This window comes from Actinacidiphila glaucinigra, assembly GCF_035918135.1.
Classification (GTDB): domain Bacteria; phylum Actinomycetota; class Actinomycetes; order Streptomycetales; family Streptomycetaceae; genus Actinacidiphila; species Actinacidiphila glaucinigra.
In genome coordinates this window covers 8,234,033-8,249,964 of the sequence record NZ_CP109144.1, presented here as the reverse complement: position 1 = coordinate 8,249,964, position 15,932 = coordinate 8,234,033, and the positions used below count along the sequence as shown (strand labels likewise).

At 72.4% G+C, this 15,932-nt stretch carries 17 protein-coding genes; 8 read left to right on the top strand and 9 right to left on the bottom strand.

Features of this window, described 5'->3' with window-relative positions:
- Positions 1 to 69: 69 nt before the first annotated feature.
- Together OIE69_RS37475 and OIE69_RS37470 are read right to left on the bottom strand one after the other, a co-directional pair.
- Positions 70 to 486: a PaaI family thioesterase gene (locus OIE69_RS37475; RefSeq protein ID WP_326579323.1), complete on the bottom strand. Its 417-nt coding sequence runs from the start codon at positions 484 to 486 to the stop codon at positions 70 to 72.
- Between the two features lie 37 nt (positions 487 to 523).
- Positions 524 to 2,113 carry an MFS transporter gene (locus tag OIE69_RS37470; RefSeq protein WP_326579321.1) on the bottom strand — a complete coding sequence of 530 codons (1,590 nt, stop codon included), beginning with the start codon at positions 2,111 to 2,113 and terminating at the stop codon, positions 524 to 526.
- A 101-nt stretch (positions 2,114 to 2,214) separates the two neighbouring features.
- Between OIE69_RS37470 and OIE69_RS37465 the strand changes: the two genes are divergently transcribed.
- Both OIE69_RS37465 and OIE69_RS37460 read left to right on the top strand, forming a co-directional pair.
- Positions 2,215 to 2,700: a winged helix-turn-helix transcriptional regulator gene (locus OIE69_RS37465; protein WP_326579319.1), complete on the top strand. Its 486-nt coding sequence runs from the start codon at positions 2,215 to 2,217 to the stop codon at positions 2,698 to 2,700.
- 68 nt (positions 2,701 to 2,768) lie between these two features.
- The gene (locus OIE69_RS37460; protein WP_326579317.1) at positions 2,769 to 3,299 is read left to right on the top strand and encodes a hypothetical protein; all 531 of its coding nucleotides are present in this window, start codon (positions 2,769 to 2,771) and stop codon (positions 3,297 to 3,299) included.
- 25 nt (positions 3,300 to 3,324) lie between these two features.
- On the opposite strand, the gene OIE69_RS37455 is transcribed toward OIE69_RS37460, so the two are convergent.
- Complete coding sequence (locus OIE69_RS37455; protein WP_326579315.1) at positions 3,325 to 4,356, bottom strand: LacI family DNA-binding transcriptional regulator; 1,032 nt, start codon at positions 4,354 to 4,356, stop codon at positions 3,325 to 3,327.
- A 443-nt stretch (positions 4,357 to 4,799) separates the two neighbouring features.
- Here OIE69_RS37455 and OIE69_RS37450 point away from each other — a divergent pair, with 443 nt between their 5' ends.
- The 3 genes from OIE69_RS37450 (at position 4,800) to OIE69_RS37440 (ending at position 8,606) form a co-directional block, all read left to right on the top strand.
- The gene (locus OIE69_RS37450; RefSeq protein WP_326579313.1) at positions 4,800 to 6,044 is read left to right on the top strand and encodes a glycoside hydrolase 5 family protein; all 1,245 of its coding nucleotides are present in this window, start codon (positions 4,800 to 4,802) and stop codon (positions 6,042 to 6,044) included.
- A 209-nt stretch (positions 6,045 to 6,253) separates the two neighbouring features.
- The gene (gene sthA / locus OIE69_RS37445; RefSeq protein ID WP_089227372.1) at positions 6,254 to 7,657 is read left to right on the top strand and encodes a Si-specific NAD(P)(+) transhydrogenase; all 1,404 of its coding nucleotides are present in this window, start codon (positions 6,254 to 6,256) and stop codon (positions 7,655 to 7,657) included.
- A 157-nt stretch (positions 7,658 to 7,814) separates the two neighbouring features.
- Complete coding sequence (locus tag OIE69_RS37440) at positions 7,815 to 8,606, top strand: class I SAM-dependent DNA methyltransferase (protein ID WP_326579309.1); 792 nt, start codon at positions 7,815 to 7,817, stop codon at positions 8,604 to 8,606.
- Positions 8,607 to 8,650: 44 nt separating this feature from the next.
- On the opposite strand, the gene OIE69_RS37435 is transcribed toward OIE69_RS37440, so the two are convergent.
- Together OIE69_RS37435 and OIE69_RS37430 are read right to left on the bottom strand one after the other, a co-directional pair.
- Positions 8,651 to 8,911, bottom strand: a complete 261-nt coding sequence (locus OIE69_RS37435) for an acyl carrier protein (RefSeq protein ID WP_326579307.1) — start codon at positions 8,909 to 8,911, stop codon at positions 8,651 to 8,653.
- Positions 8,912 to 8,987: 76 nt separating this feature from the next.
- Positions 8,988 to 9,920: a 2-dehydropantoate 2-reductase gene (locus OIE69_RS37430; RefSeq protein ID WP_326579306.1), complete on the bottom strand. Its 933-nt coding sequence runs from the start codon at positions 9,918 to 9,920 to the stop codon at positions 8,988 to 8,990.
- A gap of 63 nt (positions 9,921 to 9,983) precedes the next feature.
- On the opposite strand from OIE69_RS37430, the gene OIE69_RS37425 reads away from it, so the two are divergent.
- A complete protein-coding gene (locus OIE69_RS37425) occupies positions 9,984 to 10,613 on the top strand; it encodes a CGNR zinc finger domain-containing protein (RefSeq protein ID WP_326579305.1) in 630 nt (209 codons plus the stop codon).
- Positions 10,614 to 10,621: 8 nt separating this feature from the next.
- On the opposite strand, the gene OIE69_RS37420 is transcribed toward OIE69_RS37425, so the two are convergent.
- From OIE69_RS37420 to OIE69_RS37410, 3 genes are all read right to left on the bottom strand, one after another.
- Entirely contained in the window at positions 10,622 to 11,521 is a 900-nt protein-coding gene (locus OIE69_RS37420; RefSeq protein WP_326579304.1) for a LysR family transcriptional regulator, read from the bottom strand.
- A 138-nt stretch (positions 11,522 to 11,659) separates the two neighbouring features.
- Positions 11,660 to 12,619, bottom strand: a complete 960-nt coding sequence (locus OIE69_RS37415; protein WP_326579302.1) for an NAD(P)-dependent oxidoreductase — start codon at positions 12,617 to 12,619, stop codon at positions 11,660 to 11,662.
- A 478-nt stretch (positions 12,620 to 13,097) separates the two neighbouring features.
- Positions 13,098 to 13,559, bottom strand: a complete 462-nt coding sequence (locus OIE69_RS37410) for an ATP-binding protein (protein WP_326579300.1) — start codon at positions 13,557 to 13,559, stop codon at positions 13,098 to 13,100.
- A gap of 173 nt (positions 13,560 to 13,732) precedes the next feature.
- Between OIE69_RS37410 and OIE69_RS37405 the strand changes: the two genes are divergently transcribed.
- Together OIE69_RS37405 and OIE69_RS37400 are read left to right on the top strand one after the other, a co-directional pair.
- A complete protein-coding gene (locus OIE69_RS37405; RefSeq protein WP_326579298.1) occupies positions 13,733 to 13,969 on the top strand; it encodes a DUF397 domain-containing protein in 237 nt (78 codons plus the stop codon).
- An 89-nt stretch (positions 13,970 to 14,058) separates the two neighbouring features.
- Positions 14,059 to 14,967, top strand: a complete 909-nt coding sequence (locus OIE69_RS37400; RefSeq protein WP_326579296.1) for a helix-turn-helix domain-containing protein — start codon at positions 14,059 to 14,061, stop codon at positions 14,965 to 14,967.
- Between the two features lie 50 nt (positions 14,968 to 15,017).
- Here OIE69_RS37400 and OIE69_RS37395 read toward each other — a convergent pair whose 3' ends face one another.
- Positions 15,018 to 15,833 carry an SAM-dependent methyltransferase gene (locus OIE69_RS37395; RefSeq protein ID WP_326579294.1) on the bottom strand — a complete coding sequence of 272 codons (816 nt, stop codon included), beginning with the start codon at positions 15,831 to 15,833 and terminating at the stop codon, positions 15,018 to 15,020.
- Positions 15,834 to 15,932: the final 99 nt, after the last annotated feature.

The following is a 15,932-nucleotide window of genomic DNA, read 5'->3' as shown; positions in this document are numbered from 1 at the left end:
GCACCGCCCGGCTTCCCTGCCCCGGGGTTCCCTGCTCCGGCTTCCCTGCCCCGGGTTCCCTGCCCGCCGTCACACGGGCAGGGAGCGGTTGAACAGCCGCACCTGGCCGCGGGCGATCGGCCGGCCCGCCGCGTCGGTGATAACCGCCAGCCACAGCTGCAGGCTCCGGCCCTGCTGGAGGGGAGTGCCGCGGACGTCGAGGCGACCCCTGACGTACGGGAGCAGGAAGTCGGTCTGGTTGCCGACGCCGACGGCGAACCGGCCCTCGGACCGCACGGCGTAGGAGGCGCCGACGCTCGCCACGCTCTCGATGACGGTGGAGTAGAGGCCGCCGTGGGTGATCCCCCACGGGGTGTGGTGCTCCTCGGTGGCCTCCAGGTGGGCGGTGACCTCCTGCGCGCTGATCGTGTCGTAGTGCAGCCCGACGGCGCGCAGGAAGGCTCCGGCGGCCTCAGGGTCGAGGTCCGGGTCTGTGGTCTCCGTCATCGCGGCTCTCTCCTGTTCTCCTGTGACGCGGGCGGGGTCAGTGAGCCTGCGGAGCGGGCCGGTTGCCGACCAGCACGAGGGCGGCGACGGCGGCGGCCGCCAGGCCCACGCCGGGGATGAGCACGGCCAGGTGCAGGGCTCCGGTGAAGGCGCCGCCGACGGCCTCGGTGACGGTGTCCCGGAGCGCGGCCGGCAGGGTGGAACCCTGGGCGCCGGTGCCGACGGCCTGGGTCACCTGGTCGGTGAGGCGGGAGGGGACGCCGCGGTCGGAGAGTTCGCCGGGCAGCCGGGAGGCGAGGCCGCTGGTGAGCACGGTGCCGGTGACGGTCGCCCCGAGCGTGCCGCCGACCTGGCGGAAGAGGTTGACGGTGCCGCTGGCCATGCCGCCGTCGGTCTGCGGCACGCTGATGACGGCCACGGCCGTGCTCGGCGGCAGGACCAGGCCCGCGCCGGCACCGAACATCGCCATCAGCAGCACGATCACCTCCGTCGACGAGGTGGGCGTCTGGGCCGTCATCAGCAGGGTACCCGCCGAGGCGAGCAGGGCGCCGATGCCCAGGGTCGCCTTGAAGCCGATGCGGCGGGCGATCGCCGCGGCCACATAGCTGACCAGTACATAGGAGCCCATCAGCGGCAGGAGCAGCAGGCCCGCGTCGAGGATGGACTCGTGCCGGATCCGCTCGAAGTACAGCACCTGGGCGAAGGCGGTGGCCACGAAGGCGTACTGGGCGATCATCGCGACGACGTTGGCCGTGGCGAAGGAGCGGCCGCGGAAGAGCCGCAGCTTGAGCATGGGCGTAGGGGTGCGCGCCTCGTGGACGACGAAGGCGGCGAGCGAGGCGGCGGCGACCGCGAAGGCCGTGATCGCGTGGGTGGTGCCGAATCCGGTGTGGCCTCCCTCGACGAGGCCGTAGTTCAGCGCGCCGATGGCGAGGACCGCGAGCACCAGACCGGGCGGGTCGAGGTGGCGTCCGGGCTGCCGGCTCTCGGTGACGAACCGGGGCGTCAGCACCAGGACCAGCACCGCCAGGACGACGTTGACCAGGAACACCGCGTGCCAGGACCAGCGCTCGAGGATCAGCCCCGCGGCCACCGGCCCGAAGGCCAGGCCTATGCCGGAGACGGCGACCCAGATGCCGACGGCCCGGGTCCGGGCGTGCGGCTCCGCGAACATGCCGGTAACCAGGGACAGGCTGTTCGGCAGGATGGCTGCGCCGCCGAGGCCCATGAGGGCCTGGCCCACGATGACGCCCGACGCACCCGAGGCCAGCGAGGTGACGAGGCTGCCCCCGCCGAGCAGCAGCATGCCGAGGGCGAAGACGCGCCGCCGGCCGAAGCGGTCGCCGACGGTCCCGGCGGAGAGCACGAAGCTGGCCACCATCATGGAGTAGATCCCGGCGATCCACACCAGCTGGGCGCCGGACACCCGCAGGTCCTGCTGGAGCGGGGCGAGGACGGCGGTGGTCTGGGTGATGTTCACGAACATCGCCATCTGGCCGAGGCTCGCGACGACGAAGCCGATCCATCGCTTCCCCGCCTCCCCCGGGTCCGGTGTCCTCACGGTGGTCGCGGCGTCGGCCGCACCCGCACTGACGGCCTGGTCCATGGCGGCGCTCGGGCTCCTCATGAGCTGTTCCCTTCCCAGCTGAGTTCGACTTTCGAACCTAGCTTGCTCGGGCACGCTACCACGCCTGAGTTCTTTCTGAGAACTCAGGTAGGATCCGGAGCATGGAATACCTCGACCAGGACACCTCGAACTGCTCCGTCGGGCGGGCCGTCGGGCTCGTCGGCCAGTCCTGGGTGCTGCTGATCCTTCGCGATGTCACCCGCGGGATCAGGCGCTTCAGCGACCTCCAGGACCACCTCGGCGTCTCCCGCTCGGTCCTGGCGGACCGGCTGGGCGGCCTGGTCGGCCACGGGCTCCTCGAACTGCACACCTACCAGGAGCCCGGCGCCCGGCGCCGTGCCGAGTACGTGCTCACCGAGAAGGGCCGGGACCTCTACCCGCTGCTCACCTCGCTGCGGCAGTGGGGCGACAAGTACCTCGCCGACCCCGAGGGCCCCGCGCTGCTGGCCACCCACCACGACTGCGGCGCGCCCGTACGGGCCCGGCTGGTCTGCGAAGAGGGCCATGTGATCGGCGCCCCCGAAGAGGTCGACCGCACCCCGGGCCCCAGCGCCCGGCCCCGCCCCACCGCGGACGTACCGGCCTGAGCGGACCCGCGCCGCACGCGGCACGCCGGCATCCTCGCTGTCAGACCGACGCCCTACCGTGAGGCGGGATGATCGCTGACGATGGGAGACAGGCGATGGGCGCCACCGGCTGGGACTACGTCACTCCGTACCGCGGGAGCGTCGAGGCCACGCTCGAAGCGCTGCACGAGCAGGTCTTCCAGGAGCTCTACGGCGACGGTGAGGAGTACGGCGATCGCGCGGCGCTCTACGCCGACGAGTCCATGGCGGAGTCGGGCACCCACTCGATACTGGACGTCCACCGCATCGTCGACGCACCCGCGGGTCCCGGCAGGGGCGACTGGGACCACTACACGCTGCGCCCGCTGCGCCCCGAAAGGCTGGTGCACCACTTCGGGACGGAAGAGCCGACCCCGCAGCAGTTCGAGGACGCCATGGCACGTGCCAAGGACTCCTCCTCCCCCAGGTCACGCAGGTCACGCAGGTCACGCAGGTCACGCAGGGCTGAGGACATGACCCTGATCGGCGAGCAGGAGCTGCGCTGGACCGGACACTATGTGCTCCTGCACACACACGGAGAAGCCACCCACGTCGGCTTCTTCGGCATATCCGGAGACTGACCGCCCGACGTGCCCGGCCGGGCGCTCAGCCGCGCCGCGGCGGCGCCGTGCTGTCGCGGACGACGAGTTCCGGGGTCGGCTGGGCCACGTCACGGGCCGGGCGGCCGCCGAGCAGGCAGACGAGTTCCGCCGCCGCGCGCCGGCCGAAGGCTGTCGCGTCGCGGTCCAGGGCGGTCAGGCGGGGGTGCGTGGCGCGGCAGAGCGCCGAGTCCTCCCAGGCGACGACGGACAGGTCGTGCGGTACGGACAGGCCCATGCCGAGGGCAACACCGGCGCCCGCGACCGCCATCACGTCGTTGTCGTAGATGATCGCCGTGGGCGGCTCGGTCCCGGCCAGCGCGAGGCGGGTGGCCTCGGCGCCCTGGCCCTCGGAGTAGTCGGTGGTGACCGAGCGGACCGCGGACACCCCAAGGCGCGCGGCCCCGGCCCGCAGCGAGGCGACGCGGCGCGTGGTGTGCGCCAGGCCGGCCAGGCCCGCGACGTGCACGACACTGCGGTGGCCCAGCCCCGCGAGGTGCTCGACGATCGCGCCCATGGCGGCCGCGTCGTCCACCCGGACCGTGGAGATCACCGGGTACGGGACGGGCTCCTGCGGCTCGCGGTCGACTTCGCGGCCGCCGACCACCACCGCGGGCAGGCCCAGGGAGTCCAGCAGGGCCGGCCGGGGATCACCGATCCGCGGGTCCACCACGATGACGCCGTCGACCCGCTGCTCGGCCCACCACCTGCGGTAGACGGCGCATTCCTCCTCCGCTCCCGCGACCACCCGGAAGAGCAGGCCGAGGTGGCGCTCCGAGAGCACCTCCTGGATACCCGACACCAGTTGGAGGAAGAACGACTCGATGCCCAGTGAGCTCGCCGGGCGGGCTAGCACCAGGCCCACGGTCGCGGCCCCCTCCCCCGACAGGGCCCGCGCGGCGGTGCTGGCCCGCCAGCCGAGCTGGTCGGCGACCCTGCGCACGCGGTTGCGGGTGGTCTCGGAGACCCCGGGGCGGTCGTTGAGGGCGAAGGACACGGCGCTCTCGGAGACTCCGGCCCGCCGGGCGATGTCCTTCATCGTGGGGCGCCGGGCGGGGACGCGCCGACCGGTCCGGGCAGCGTGCGGCGGCTCCACCGGTGGCTCGTGCGCCGCGATCGTGGGCCCCCTCGGATCGTCCGCGTGACGTCGTGCGCGCCGGGCGCCGGGCGGCGCGACGCGCGCACCAGTATCCCCCAGCCGGGGAAGGGCGCGTACTAAAGCGCTTGAGCGACACGTCCCTAAAGCGCATTAGTGCTGACGCCCGAATTCCGGTCGCACACCGTCGACCTGCCACTTCTTCGCCCCAAAGAACAAATGAGAGAGGCGAGTTGACTTTCCCGGGGCGCGGTGCCACCTTGTCGTGGGCGCGCGGCGGCGACTCCCCCAGCCGCGCCGATCACGGGACGGATCCCCCGACCGCCCCGCGACCACCGGCAATGCCGCCGCGCGCCCACCCAGCTCGTACGAACACGGGAACCGCCATGACACCGCGCTTCGGCGTCAACTACACGCCCAGCCAGGGCTGGTTCCACCACTGGCTCGACTTCGACCTCGACGCCGTCCGCGCCGACCTGGACTCCGTCGCGCGCCTCGGTCTGGACCACATCCGGGTCTTCCCCCTGTGGCCGCTGTTCCAGCCCAACCGCACCCTGATCCGGCCGCGCGCCGTCGAGCAGCTGGTCGCGCTGGTGGACGCCGCGGCCGAACACGGCCTGGACGTCAACGTGGACGGCCTGCAGGGCCACCTGTCGAGCTTCGACTTCCTGCCCTCCTGGACGGCCACCTGGCACCGCCGGAACATCTTCACCGACCCGGACGTCGTCGCCGCCGAGGCCGAGTACCTGCGCACCCTCGCCGCCGCGCTCGCCGACCGGCCCAACTTCCTCGGCATGACCGTCGGCAACGAGATCAACCAGTTCTCCGGCCCGCCGCATCCGGACCCGGACCCCATCGGCCCGGCCGAGGCGGACGCCTGGCTGCGCCTCATGCTCGACGCGTGCGAGCGGGGCGCCCCCGGCAAGCTCCACCTGCACGCCGAGTACGACGCCGCCTGGTACCAGGACGACCACGCCTTCACCCCCGCGCAGGCCGCCCGGCTCGGCTTCGCGACCGCCGTCCACTCCTGGGTCTTCAACGGCACGGCCCAGCGTCACGGCCACGCGGGCGTCGCCACCGAGCACCACGCGGCGTACATGATCGAGCTGTCCAAGGCCTGGGCCACCGATCCGCACCGCCCGGTCTGGCTGCAGGAGGTCGGCGCCCCCGCGCCCGTGGTGCCGCCCGAGCACGCGGCGGCGTTCGCCACCGCCACCCTCGCGGGCGCCCTGGACTGCGCGGAGGTGTGGGGGGTGACCTGGTGGTGCTCGCACGACGTCGCCCGGTCCCTCGCCGACTTCCCCGAACTCGAGTACACGCTCGGGCTCCTCACCAACGACCGCGAGGTCAAGCCGGCGGGCACCGCCGTGGCCCGTGCCGTGGCGGAGCTGCGCGACCGCGGGTACGCGCCGCGGCCCCGGACGACCGCGCTCGTCGTCGACGTGGGCGACAGCCTGACCGCCCCCCGGCGGGCCGGCTGCGCCCCCGGCGGCGAGGTGTTCGAGGCCTGGGCGGCGCTGACGGCCCAGGGCGTACGGCCCGCCCTGGTGCTGGCCGACCGGGCCGCGGACGCGGCGCACCTGGCCGCCCGCGGTATCACCGAGGTCGTCACCCCCGCCCAGACCCGCTGAAACTCCCGAGCCGCGGAACCTCCACCGCGGAAGCTCCGCCGCTGAACCCCGAGCCGTCGAACCCCGGTCCGGCCGGACCCCGCACACCCCGTCCCCCGGCGGGCCCCCGGGCACGGGTCACGTACCCGTGCCGGGGGGCTCGGGGACGGTACCGGCCGCATCGCCGTCAGCCCTTTCCCGGGGGCGCCGCGGCCTGACAGACTCGTCCGGTGACCGAATTCGACCTGCTCGTCATCGGATCCGGCCCGGGTGGCCAGAAGGCCGCCATCGCCGCGGCCAAGCTGGGCCGCCGGGTCGCCGTCGTCGACCGCCCCGACATGGTCGGCGGGGTCTCCATCCACACCGGCACCATCCCGTCCAAGACGCTCCGCGAGGCCGTGCTCTACCTGACCGGGCTCACCCAGCGGGATCTGTACGGCCAGAGTTACCGCCTCAAGGAGGACATCACCATCGCGGACCTCACCGCGCGCACCCAGCACGTGGTGAGCCGCGAGGTGGACGTGATCCGCAGTCAGCTCTCCCGCAACCGCGTCACCATGCTCACCGGGACCGGCCGCTTCACCGACGACCACACGGTCGCCGTGGAGGACCCGTCCGGCCGCGAGGTGCTGGTGACCGCCGAGAACATCGTCATCGCCACCGGTACCCGCCCGGCCCGCCCGTCGACCGTGGAGTTCGACGACCGCACGGTGATGGACTCCGACAGCGTGCTCAACCTGGACCGGGTGCCGCGCTCCATGGTCATCGTCGGCGCCGGTGTCATCGGCATCGAGTACGCCTCGATGTTCGCGGCGCTGGGCAGCAAGGTGACGGTGGTCGAACAGCGTGACGGGATGCTGGACTTCTGCGACGTGGAGGTGGTCGAGGCGCTCAAGTACCACCTGCGGGACCTCGCCGTGACCTTCCGCTTCGGCGAGACCGTGGCGGCCGTGGAACGGCATCCGACGGGCACCCTCACCGTCCTGCAGAGCGGGAAGAAGATCCCCGCGGACGCCGTCATGTACTCGGCCGGACGGCAGGGCCTCACCGACGCCCTCGACCTCGGCAAGGCGGGCCTCGCCGCCGACAAGCGGGGCCGCATATCCGTCGACGAGCACTACCGCACCTCCGTGCCGCACATCTACGCCGTCGGAGACGTCATCGGCTTCCCGGCACTCGCGGCCACCTCCATGGAGCAGGGCAGGCTCGCCGCCTACCACGCCTGCGGCGAACCCGTGAACGCGATGCACGGGCTGCAGCCGATCGGCATCTACACGATCCCGGAGATCAGCTTCGTCGGCCGTACGGAGGACCAGCTCACCGACGACAACGTGCCCTTCGAGGTGGGCATCTCGCGCTACCGCGAGCTGGCCCGCGGCCAGATCATCGGCGACTCGCACGGCATGCTGAAGCTGCTGGTGTCGACGGAGGACCGCACCCTGCTGGGCGTCCACTGCTTCGGCACCGGCGCCACGGAGCTGCTGCACATCGGCCAGGCGGTGATGGGCTGCGGCGGCACGGTCGACTACCTGGTCGACGCGGTGTTCAACTACCCGACACTCGCCGAGTCGTACAAGGTGGCGGCCCTCGACGCCACCAACAAGCTCCGCCAGATCAACCGCCTCACCGGCTGACCCGGGTCCGTCGTGTGCGGGGCGCCCCGGTCGGGGGCGCCCCGCACACGTACCCGCACCACCCGTTCGGCGGGGAAACGACGAGCGCGCCGCGTGGCAGCCTCCCGGGAGGGGACGAAAGCACACCTGCCCCGTGACCCTCCGAGGGAGCACCCGCATGGCCACCAGGAAGAACCTCCGGGCCGACCGGACGAGCCTCACCCACCAGGTCGGCTACGCCCTCCGGCACCCCACGAGGGTCGCCGCGCACGCGCGCCGCGCCGCACGGGACCGCTGGCTCGCCCGCCGGCACCGCGACCACGTGGCGTACTACCGGGCCGTCATGGCCAGCGACACCGCGCGCGACCCCGAGGCCGCCGTCGGCAGCGGCAGCCACGAGCGCTGGCTGGCGCTGGGCGCGATGCAGTTCGACTACCTGCGCGAACACGGCCTGTCGCCGCGGCACCGGCTGCTGGACATCGGCTGCGGCAACCTGCGCGCGGGCCGGCTCCTCATCGCCTACCTCGACGCGGGCCACTACTACGGCATCGACATCTCCCCCGACATCCTGATCGCCGCCAAACGCACCGTGACCGCGCAGGGCCTGCAGCCCAAGCTGCCGTACCTGACGCTCACCCACGACCTGACCTTCGACTTCCTGCCGGACCGCCACTTCGACGTGGTCCACGCGCACAGCGTCTTCTCCCACTCGCCGCTGGAGGTCATCGACGAGTGCCTGGCCCACGTGGCCCGGATCCTGGCCCCGGACGGGTGGTTCGACTTCACGTTCGACCGCACCGAGGGCAAGGAACACCACGTGCTGCGCGAGGACTTCTACTACCGCACCGAGACGCTGGTGGGGCTGGCCGCCCGGCACGGGCTGCGCGCCCGCTTCATGGACGACTGGGAGCTGCGCGGCCACGGGCAGTCGAAGATCCGCGTCCACGCGGCCTCCTCCGCTCCCGCCTGACCGCCCGGGGGCCGCACCGGGGGCGCCTGCTCGGAGCACGTCCGTCAGGGGGCCTCCGCGGCCTCCTGCTCGGCGCGCTTGCCGGCCACGTGCTCGACCAGGTCCCCTACCGTGCCCATCCGCTCGACCTCGTCGGCCAGCAGCATCACGCCGACCTCGCGCTCCACGGCGTCGGCGGCACGCTGCTTGGCCCGGTCGCCCAGGCTCAGCTGGGCGAAGGTCGTGTCCGGCCCGATCTCCTCCGGCGGCACCTGCGCGCACCCGGCGACCACCCTGCGCACGATCCCGGCGACATCCTCGGCCATGTTCCCTCTCCCCTCCGGTGACTGCCCGATACGCCTACCCCGCCGGCGGCGCAGGACCGCACCCGGCCGCGGTCGGTCACGGCACCCGCGGCCGGCCGGGCACGTAGGGAGCGAGGATGTCGGCCACGGTGCGGTTGCGGGGCGTGGGGACGCCCAGCTCCCGGCCGAGGTCGGCGACGCCTCCGCTGAGCCAGGGCAGTTCCAGGCGGTTGCCCTGCTCCAGGTCGTTGTGCATGGAGGAGGTCATCGTGGCGGGCAACGTGTCGCAGAAGGCCAGTTGCTCGTCGACGAAGGACTCCTCCAGGCGTACGCCCGAGGCCCGGCCGACGGCGACGACCTCCGCCATGACGTCGCGCAGCAGCCCGCGCGTCGCGGGGTCGGCACGGACGACGCCGATCGGCTGTCGCACGGCCGACGTGGTGCCCGACAGCGCCGTGAGGAACACGAACTTCTGCCACACGACCCGGGCGATGTCGGCGCTGACCTCCGCGTCGACGCCGGCCTTCTCGCACACCGCGCGGAACTCCTCCGCCCGGGCGGTCCCCCCGCCGTCGTACGGGCCGAAGACCAGTTTCTGCATGGTCCCGCGGTGGGAGACGACGCCGGGCTCCTCGATGACTGCGGAGATGTAGCAGACCCCGCCCCACACGGCCTCGGGCGGCAGGTGCCGGCGCAGGACGGTGTCCTTCCGGACGCCGTTCTGCAGGGAGATCACGCGTGCGCCCGCTTCGGCCGGGCCGCGCAGCCGTTCCGCGACGTCCTCGGTGTCCCACAACTTGACCGCGACCAGCACCACGTCGACGGGGCCGACGTCGCCGATGTCCGGCACGAACCGGTCGGCCGGTGCCCGGAACTCCCCCAGCGGACTGCGGACGACCAGACCGCCGTTGGCGCGGATCGCCTCCAGATGCCTGCCGCGGGCGACGAAGGTGACCTCGTTGCCCGCCTGCGCGAGACGGGTGCCGAAGTAGCCCCCGACACCGCCCGCTCCGACGACCGCTATGCGCATGGCATGCTCCCTTCCCCGTTCGGCCGATGGCTTAGTAACCGCCCATAGGGTTATTATTGTCGCATGAGCGAGCGCGCACCGGCCACTCCCCGCACCCGCGTCACGGCCAGGGTCCGTGAACTGCGCTTCGATGCCGGCTCGCTGTCGCTCGACCTCGTCGCCACCGTGGGCCGCCGCCCGAGCACCCCCGTGGAGCGACTGGGCGACCACGACCGGCTCCGCGCCTGGTGCCAGGGCGTCGGTCTGACCGTGCGGGACGGCGAGGACCGGACGGCCCTGCTCGGGGCCCTCCACGAACTCCGCTCCGCCGCCACCGACGTCGCCACCGCGGCAGTGGACGGCCGCGCGCCGCGGCCGGAGTCCGTCGGTCGGCTCAACGACCTGGCGCGCGTCGAGCCGCCGGCGCCCCGTCTCCGCGTCGACTCCAAGGGGCGTCCGGCCGCCGGTACGGAACCGCTGTCGTCCGCCCAACTGCTCTCGGTCGTCGCCCGCGACCTGATCGCGCTGGTGACCGACCCGCGCCTGCGGGAGCGGCTGGGCACCTGCGCGGCAGAGGTCTGCGGCATGGTCTACCTCGACCCCGGCAGCGGGAAGCTGCGCAAGTGGTGCTCCATGGAGCGCTGCGGCAACAACGCCAAGGCGGCCCGGCACCGGCACCGTGCCTCCGCATCCGGGTCCACGCCCACGCCGTAGCCGGACGACTACGGCGACGCCGGCTGCTCGAAGGCGGCGATGAAATGGCCGAGGTCGCGCCGGCGGCAGCTGGACGGCCACACGGCCCAGGTCCTGCGGACCAGGGGATCCCCGACGAGCGGCGACCAGATGACGGTCTCGGGGATCGGCTGCGCCCAGTTCGGCGGGTCCAGCGCGAACGCCCGCCCCGTGATCACGGCCGCCAGCTTCACCTCCGCGATCAGCGGCTCCACCGCGCCCGTCTCGGGACCCACGTCCAGACCGTGGCTGCGCAGCACCGAGGTCAGCTCGTCCCACCAGGCAGGGCTCCCGTCGCGGGGGAAGCCGACCCACTCCAGCCCCGCCAGGGCCTCCAGGCGCACGCCGTGCGGGCCGGCGAGTTCGGCCGCCTGCTCGGCCGCGAGCAGCACCCCGAGGTTCTCCCTGACGACCAGCATCGCGTCGAACTCCGGCCCGGCCGGGCGCTCACGCATCAGTCCGACGTCGAGCTCGTCCGCGTGCAGCGCCTCCAGCTGAGCCGCCGTGGACAGATGGCGGGCCTGCACCCGGGTCTCGGGGTACGCCCGGGACAGCTCGGTGAGCACCGGGGTGAGCAGGTCGGGCGGCAACTCCAGCGGAACGCCCAGACGCAGGGTGCCCTCCCCGTGCGAGGTCAGCGCCGCCATCGCCCGTACGGCCTGGTCGTGGCGTACGAGCACGGCCCGGGCCTCGGACAGCAGCGTCGCCCCGGCCTCCGTCGTCCGCACCCCGGAACTGGACCGCACCAGGAGTTTGACGCCGAGTTGCCGCTCCAGCGCGGTGACGGTCTGCGAGAGCGCCGACTGGCTGACGTGCAGCCGCCGCGCCGCGGCCGACATCCCGCCCTCCTCCGCTACGGCGACGAAGACACGCAACTCCCGCAGTTCCATCCGGACATCTCACCAACGCGGCGCCCGGCGGGCGCCGCGACAGGCCAGGCCAGTTCCTTATGGCGGAACACGCCGCCCCCTGGGGGTGACGCGCCGGGCGGGCCGGCCCCGGGGGGTTTCCGCGGGGGCCGCCGGCGCTCAGTGCGCCGCCGCCATCTGGGGCAGGACGTTCACCAGGGGCTCGCCGTGCGCGTAGCGGTGCAACTGCTGCGCGATGAAGGCGAGGGAGGCGGGGGTGAAGGCGTCGGTGAAGGCCCCGACGTGCGGGGTGATCAGGATGCCGGGCAGGTACCACAGCGGGTGACCGCTGGGCAGCGGCTCCGGCGCGGTGACGTCCAGGGCGGCGCGCAGCCGCCCGCGCCCGGCCTCCCGCACCAGCGCCTGCGTGTCGACGATCTCCCCCCTGGCCACGTTGACCAGGACCGCCCGGTCCTTCATCAGGGCGAGGCGGGACGCGTCCATCAGGTCGCGGGTCTCGTCCGTCAGGGGCGCGCACAATACGACGGCGTCAGCGGAGGGAAGCAGCGAGGACAGGTCCGCGAACCCGTGCACGTGGCCGTCCGCCGTGTCGCGCGCGGTGCGTGCCAGCCTGACCACCCGGCAGCCGAACGGGGCGAGCCTGGCAGCCACGGCCTTCCCGACCGCGCCCTGGCCGACGACCAGGACCTCCTTGCCGGAGAGCGTGGGGAACACGCGGGGCCGCCACTGGCCCAGGGCGTGCCGGCGGGAGAAGTCGTCGAGGCCGCGCTCGGACGCCAGCAGCAGTGTCACCGCCAGCTCGGCCGTGGCCTCGCCGTGCACACCGTTGGCCGTGGCGACGCGGCTGCCGGACGGGAGCAGCCCGAGGAAGGGGGCGAGGTAGTCGTGCCCGGAGCTGAGGACCTGCAGGACCTCCAGCCGCTCGGCACGGCGCAGCAGTCGGTCCAGGATCTCGTGCTGCTTGGCCGGGACGGGCGGGACGACGGCGAACCGTACGTCCCGGGGATCGGACGGGAAGGCCGAAAGGCCGTCCCAGAAGTGGTACGACAGGGTGTCGGGCAGCGGGCCGGGAAATTCACCGGACCGATAGGGGAGCCAGACCGCGCGGCTTTCTTGCATGATTCGCAGTGCTTTTCTGTGGAACTCGGAGAACGGGCGTGCCACGCCGGGCTCCGAGAGCGCCACCCGTTGGACCAGGGGCTTTCCGTCGCGGACGCGTCACGTCCGTCGGCCCGGAGCATCTGACGTCGTTGTCGCGCGTGAACCTCGGGAACGCTAACACATGGCCGGCCGGCGGCTTCGGGCCGAGGGCGGCCGGAAATGGCGGTGCGTCAACGAGAGGTGAATTCCTTTCCCCGGAAAGGCAAAGGCGCGGTCACGAACCGTCCCCGGGGACGGCGCGCGACTGTCGTCCTCGTCACGCCCCGCTCGGGGAGTCCGGGCCCGGCCGGTTCGGCCGGGCCCGGCGAAACGAAGCGGAGAGCCGTCCGGCCGCGGCGAGGCATCCCCCCGGTGCCCCGCCGCGGCGTTTCTGGCCCCCGTTCCCCCGTTCCCCCGTCCCGCGGCGTCCGTTCTGCGCGACGCCGCGGGGCGGAAGTCACATGGGCGCCGAGATCAGCGCCCAGACGGACTTGCCCGCCTCGTCGGGCGGTGTCCACCCCCAGGACTCACTGAGTGAGTCGATGATGTGCAGCCCCCGCCCCGTCTCGGCGAACCAGTCCGGCTCCTTCACCACCGGGATGCCCGTGCCGGGGTCGGCGACCGTGCAGAGCACGGCCTCCTCGCGGCGGAGCAGGCCCAGCCAGACCGGCCGACTGGACAGCGGTGCGTACGCCGGGTCGTCGAGGCCGTAGCGGACGGCGTTGGTGAGCATCTCCGACACCACGATCGAGGCGGTGTCGACGATCGCGAGCATCCCCCAGTTGCTCAGGGTGGCACGCGTGAACTGCCGTGCGGAGCCTGCGGCATGGAGGTCACCGCTCAGGCCGCACGCGGCAAAGCGTGACCCTGAGTCCTCGGTCAGGCCGTAGTCGAGGGGGATCGCCGGATGCGTGGTCATCGGGAACTCCGCAGAGCTGTCGGGCGGGGGGCGCGGTGCTGTCTGCGTCCACCACTATCCCCGTCGGATCCCTACCCGTGCAAGCACATCTGCAATTACAGTCGTAAGTGCAAGAGTAAGTACATCTGCACGTGCATCTGCACGTGCAGATGGCGCGTCAAGGAGGCGTAGCCATGCGGGAGTTCGACAACGGCGTACCGGCCACCGACATCGAGGGCGCGGTCTGGAGGAAGAGCGGCCGGAGCAACCCCAGCGGCAACTGCGTCGAGCTGACGGCGCTGCCCGGCGGAGGCTTCGCGATGCGCAACTCCCGGCACCCGGGCGGACCTGCGCTCGTCTACACGCGCGCGGAGATCGAGGCCTTCCTCGGCGGCGTGAAGGACGGCGACTTTGATGACATGACGGGCTGACAAAACGTCGGCATGCCATAAGATGCGGCTGTATTCGGGCGCCACTCAGTGAGACACTGGCGGTCCGCCCAGTCACCACGGGAGTCGGCATGACCGCGACGCGGCCGAGCAACGAACCGTCGATAAGGCAGTACCTGGAGCACCCGCGCGGTGGTCCGACGGTTCTGCGTATCGTGCTCGGCACCCAGTTGCGGAGGCTGAGGGAGTCCCGGGGCATCACCCGTGAAGCGGCGGGTGACTCGATCCGCGGCTCCCACGCCAAGATCAGCCGTCTCGAGCTGGGCCGCGTCGGCTACAAGGAGCGGGACGTCGCCGACCTCCTGTCCCTCTACGGCGTGACCGACGAGACCGAGCGCGCGGACTTCCTCAAGCTCGCCCGGCAGGCCAACACGCCCGGATGGTGGCACCGCTACGCCGACGTGCTCCCCGGCTGGTTCGAGACGCTCGTGGGCCTGGAGGAGGCCGCCTCCATCATCCGTACCTACGAGGTGCAGTTCGTCCCCGGCCTGCTGCAGACCGAGGAGTACGCCCGCGCCGTCATCCGGCTGGGCCACCCCCGGGCGTCCGGGGTCGAGGTCGAGCGCCGGGTCGCACTGCGCATGGAGCGCCAGCACCTGCTGAACGGGGCCAACCCGCCCAGGCTGTGGGCGGTCGTGGACGAGGCGGCGCTCCGCCGTCCGCTGGGCGGCGCCGAGGTGATGTCCCGCCAGCTGGAGCGGCTCATCGAGGCGGCCGCGATGCCGAACGTGACGCTGCAGGTCGCGCCGTTCAGCGTCGGTGGCCTCGCCACCGCGGGCGGACCGGTGACGATCCTGCGTTTCCTGGAGCCGGACCTGCCCGACATCGTCTACCTGGAGCAGCTCACCAGCTCGCTGTATCTGGACAAGCAGGACGACGTCGACAACTACCTGGCCGTCATGGACCGGCTCAGCGCCGAGGCCGAGCCGCCGGTCCGCACGCCGGGCTTCCTGCGCGACTTCCTCAAGCAGCTGTCGTGAGCTGACGCGGGCCCCCGGGCCGGCCTTCCGGCCCGGGACCCCCGAGGCGATCAGGCCTTGCGGCCGACCCCGCCGAACTCGATCCATTCCTGCGTGGCCTGACGGGGCGCCAGGTCGGTGTCCGGACGCCAGGTGGACACCTCGACCAGCCCCGGCTCCAGGATCTGCAGTCCGTCGAGGAAGTCGTGGACGTCGCTCTCCTGGCGGACCCGGCCCCAGTTGCCCTGGGTGCTGGCGTCCATGAACTCGGTGACGAAGTCGCGCACCGACTTGTCCTCGCTGACCAGTTGGCAGACCACCAGGAAACTGCCCGGGGCCAGTCGCTCCGCGACGCGCCTGACCAGAGCCGCCGGGTCGTCCTCGTCGGGGATGCAGTGCATCACCGAGACGAACAGCGCGGCGACCGGCCGGCTGAAGTCGATCAGCCGCTCCACCTCGGGGTGACCGAAGATCCCGTCGGTGTCCCGGAAGTCGGCCTGGATGACGGCCGTGTTCTCGTTCTCCTCCAGCAGCGCGCGGCCGTGCGCCAGCACGATCGGGTCGTTGTCGACGTAGACGACGCGCGAGGCCGGGTCGACGCGCTGGGCGACCTGGTGGACGTTGTCCTGAGTCGGCAGGCCTGACCCGTGGTCCAGGAACTGGCGTATGCCGTACTCGCGGGCGAGCACGCCGACGACGCGCTGCAGGAACCTGCGGTTGTTGACGGCGAGTTCCTTGGTGCTCGGGACGACCTTGAGCAGCTCCTCGGAGGCCTCGCGGTCGATGGCGTAGTTGTCCTTGCCCCCGAGCAGGAAGTCGTACATCCGGGCGACGCTGGGAATCCCGGTGTCGATCGCGGTCGGCAGCGGCTCTCGCTCCTGGCTCATCCGGTCCCTCACAGTCCTGCCCACGCCCTGGACGCGGGGTGATCGCGGAGTCCCCATTCTAGGCTCAAGTCACGTTGTCGCCCTGCGGTTTCACCCATG

Excerpts from the sequence above, each read along its gene's own strand:
- OIE69_RS37475 (WP_326579323.1), bottom strand. The coding sequence starts at position 486 with ATGACGGAGACCACAGACCCGGACCTCGACCCTGAGGCCGCCGGAGCC.
- OIE69_RS37470 (WP_326579321.1), bottom strand. The coding sequence starts at position 2,113 with ATGAGGAGCCCGAGCGCCGCCATGGACCAGGCCGTCAGTGCGGGTGCG.
- OIE69_RS37465 (WP_326579319.1), top strand. The coding sequence starts at position 2,215 with ATGGAATACCTCGACCAGGACACCTCGAACTGCTCCGTCGGGCGGGCC.
- OIE69_RS37460 (WP_326579317.1), top strand. The coding sequence starts at position 2,769 with ATGATCGCTGACGATGGGAGACAGGCGATGGGCGCCACCGGCTGGGAC.
- OIE69_RS37455 (WP_326579315.1), bottom strand. The coding sequence starts at position 4,356 with ATGAAGGACATCGCCCGGCGGGCCGGAGTCTCCGAGAGCGCCGTGTCC.
- OIE69_RS37450 (WP_326579313.1), top strand. The coding sequence starts at position 4,800 with ATGACACCGCGCTTCGGCGTCAACTACACGCCCAGCCAGGGCTGGTTC.
- OIE69_RS37440 (WP_326579309.1), top strand. The coding sequence starts at position 7,815 with ATGGCCACCAGGAAGAACCTCCGGGCCGACCGGACGAGCCTCACCCAC.
- OIE69_RS37435 (WP_326579307.1), bottom strand. The coding sequence starts at position 8,911 with ATGGCCGAGGATGTCGCCGGGATCGTGCGCAGGGTGGTCGCCGGGTGC.
- OIE69_RS37430 (WP_326579306.1), bottom strand. The coding sequence starts at position 9,920 with ATGCGCATAGCGGTCGTCGGAGCGGGCGGTGTCGGGGGCTACTTCGGC.
- OIE69_RS37425 (WP_326579305.1), top strand. The coding sequence starts at position 9,984 with ATGAGCGAGCGCGCACCGGCCACTCCCCGCACCCGCGTCACGGCCAGG.
- OIE69_RS37420 (WP_326579304.1), bottom strand. The coding sequence starts at position 11,521 with ATGGAACTGCGGGAGTTGCGTGTCTTCGTCGCCGTAGCGGAGGAGGGC.
- OIE69_RS37415 (WP_326579302.1), bottom strand. The coding sequence starts at position 12,619 with ATGCAAGAAAGCCGCGCGGTCTGGCTCCCCTATCGGTCCGGTGAATTT.
- OIE69_RS37410 (WP_326579300.1), bottom strand. The coding sequence starts at position 13,559 with ATGACCACGCATCCGGCGATCCCCCTCGACTACGGCCTGACCGAGGAC.
- OIE69_RS37405 (WP_326579298.1), top strand. The coding sequence starts at position 13,733 with ATGCGGGAGTTCGACAACGGCGTACCGGCCACCGACATCGAGGGCGCG.
- OIE69_RS37400 (WP_326579296.1), top strand. The coding sequence starts at position 14,059 with ATGACCGCGACGCGGCCGAGCAACGAACCGTCGATAAGGCAGTACCTG.
- OIE69_RS37395 (WP_326579294.1), bottom strand. The coding sequence starts at position 15,833 with ATGAGCCAGGAGCGAGAGCCGCTGCCGACCGCGATCGACACCGGGATT.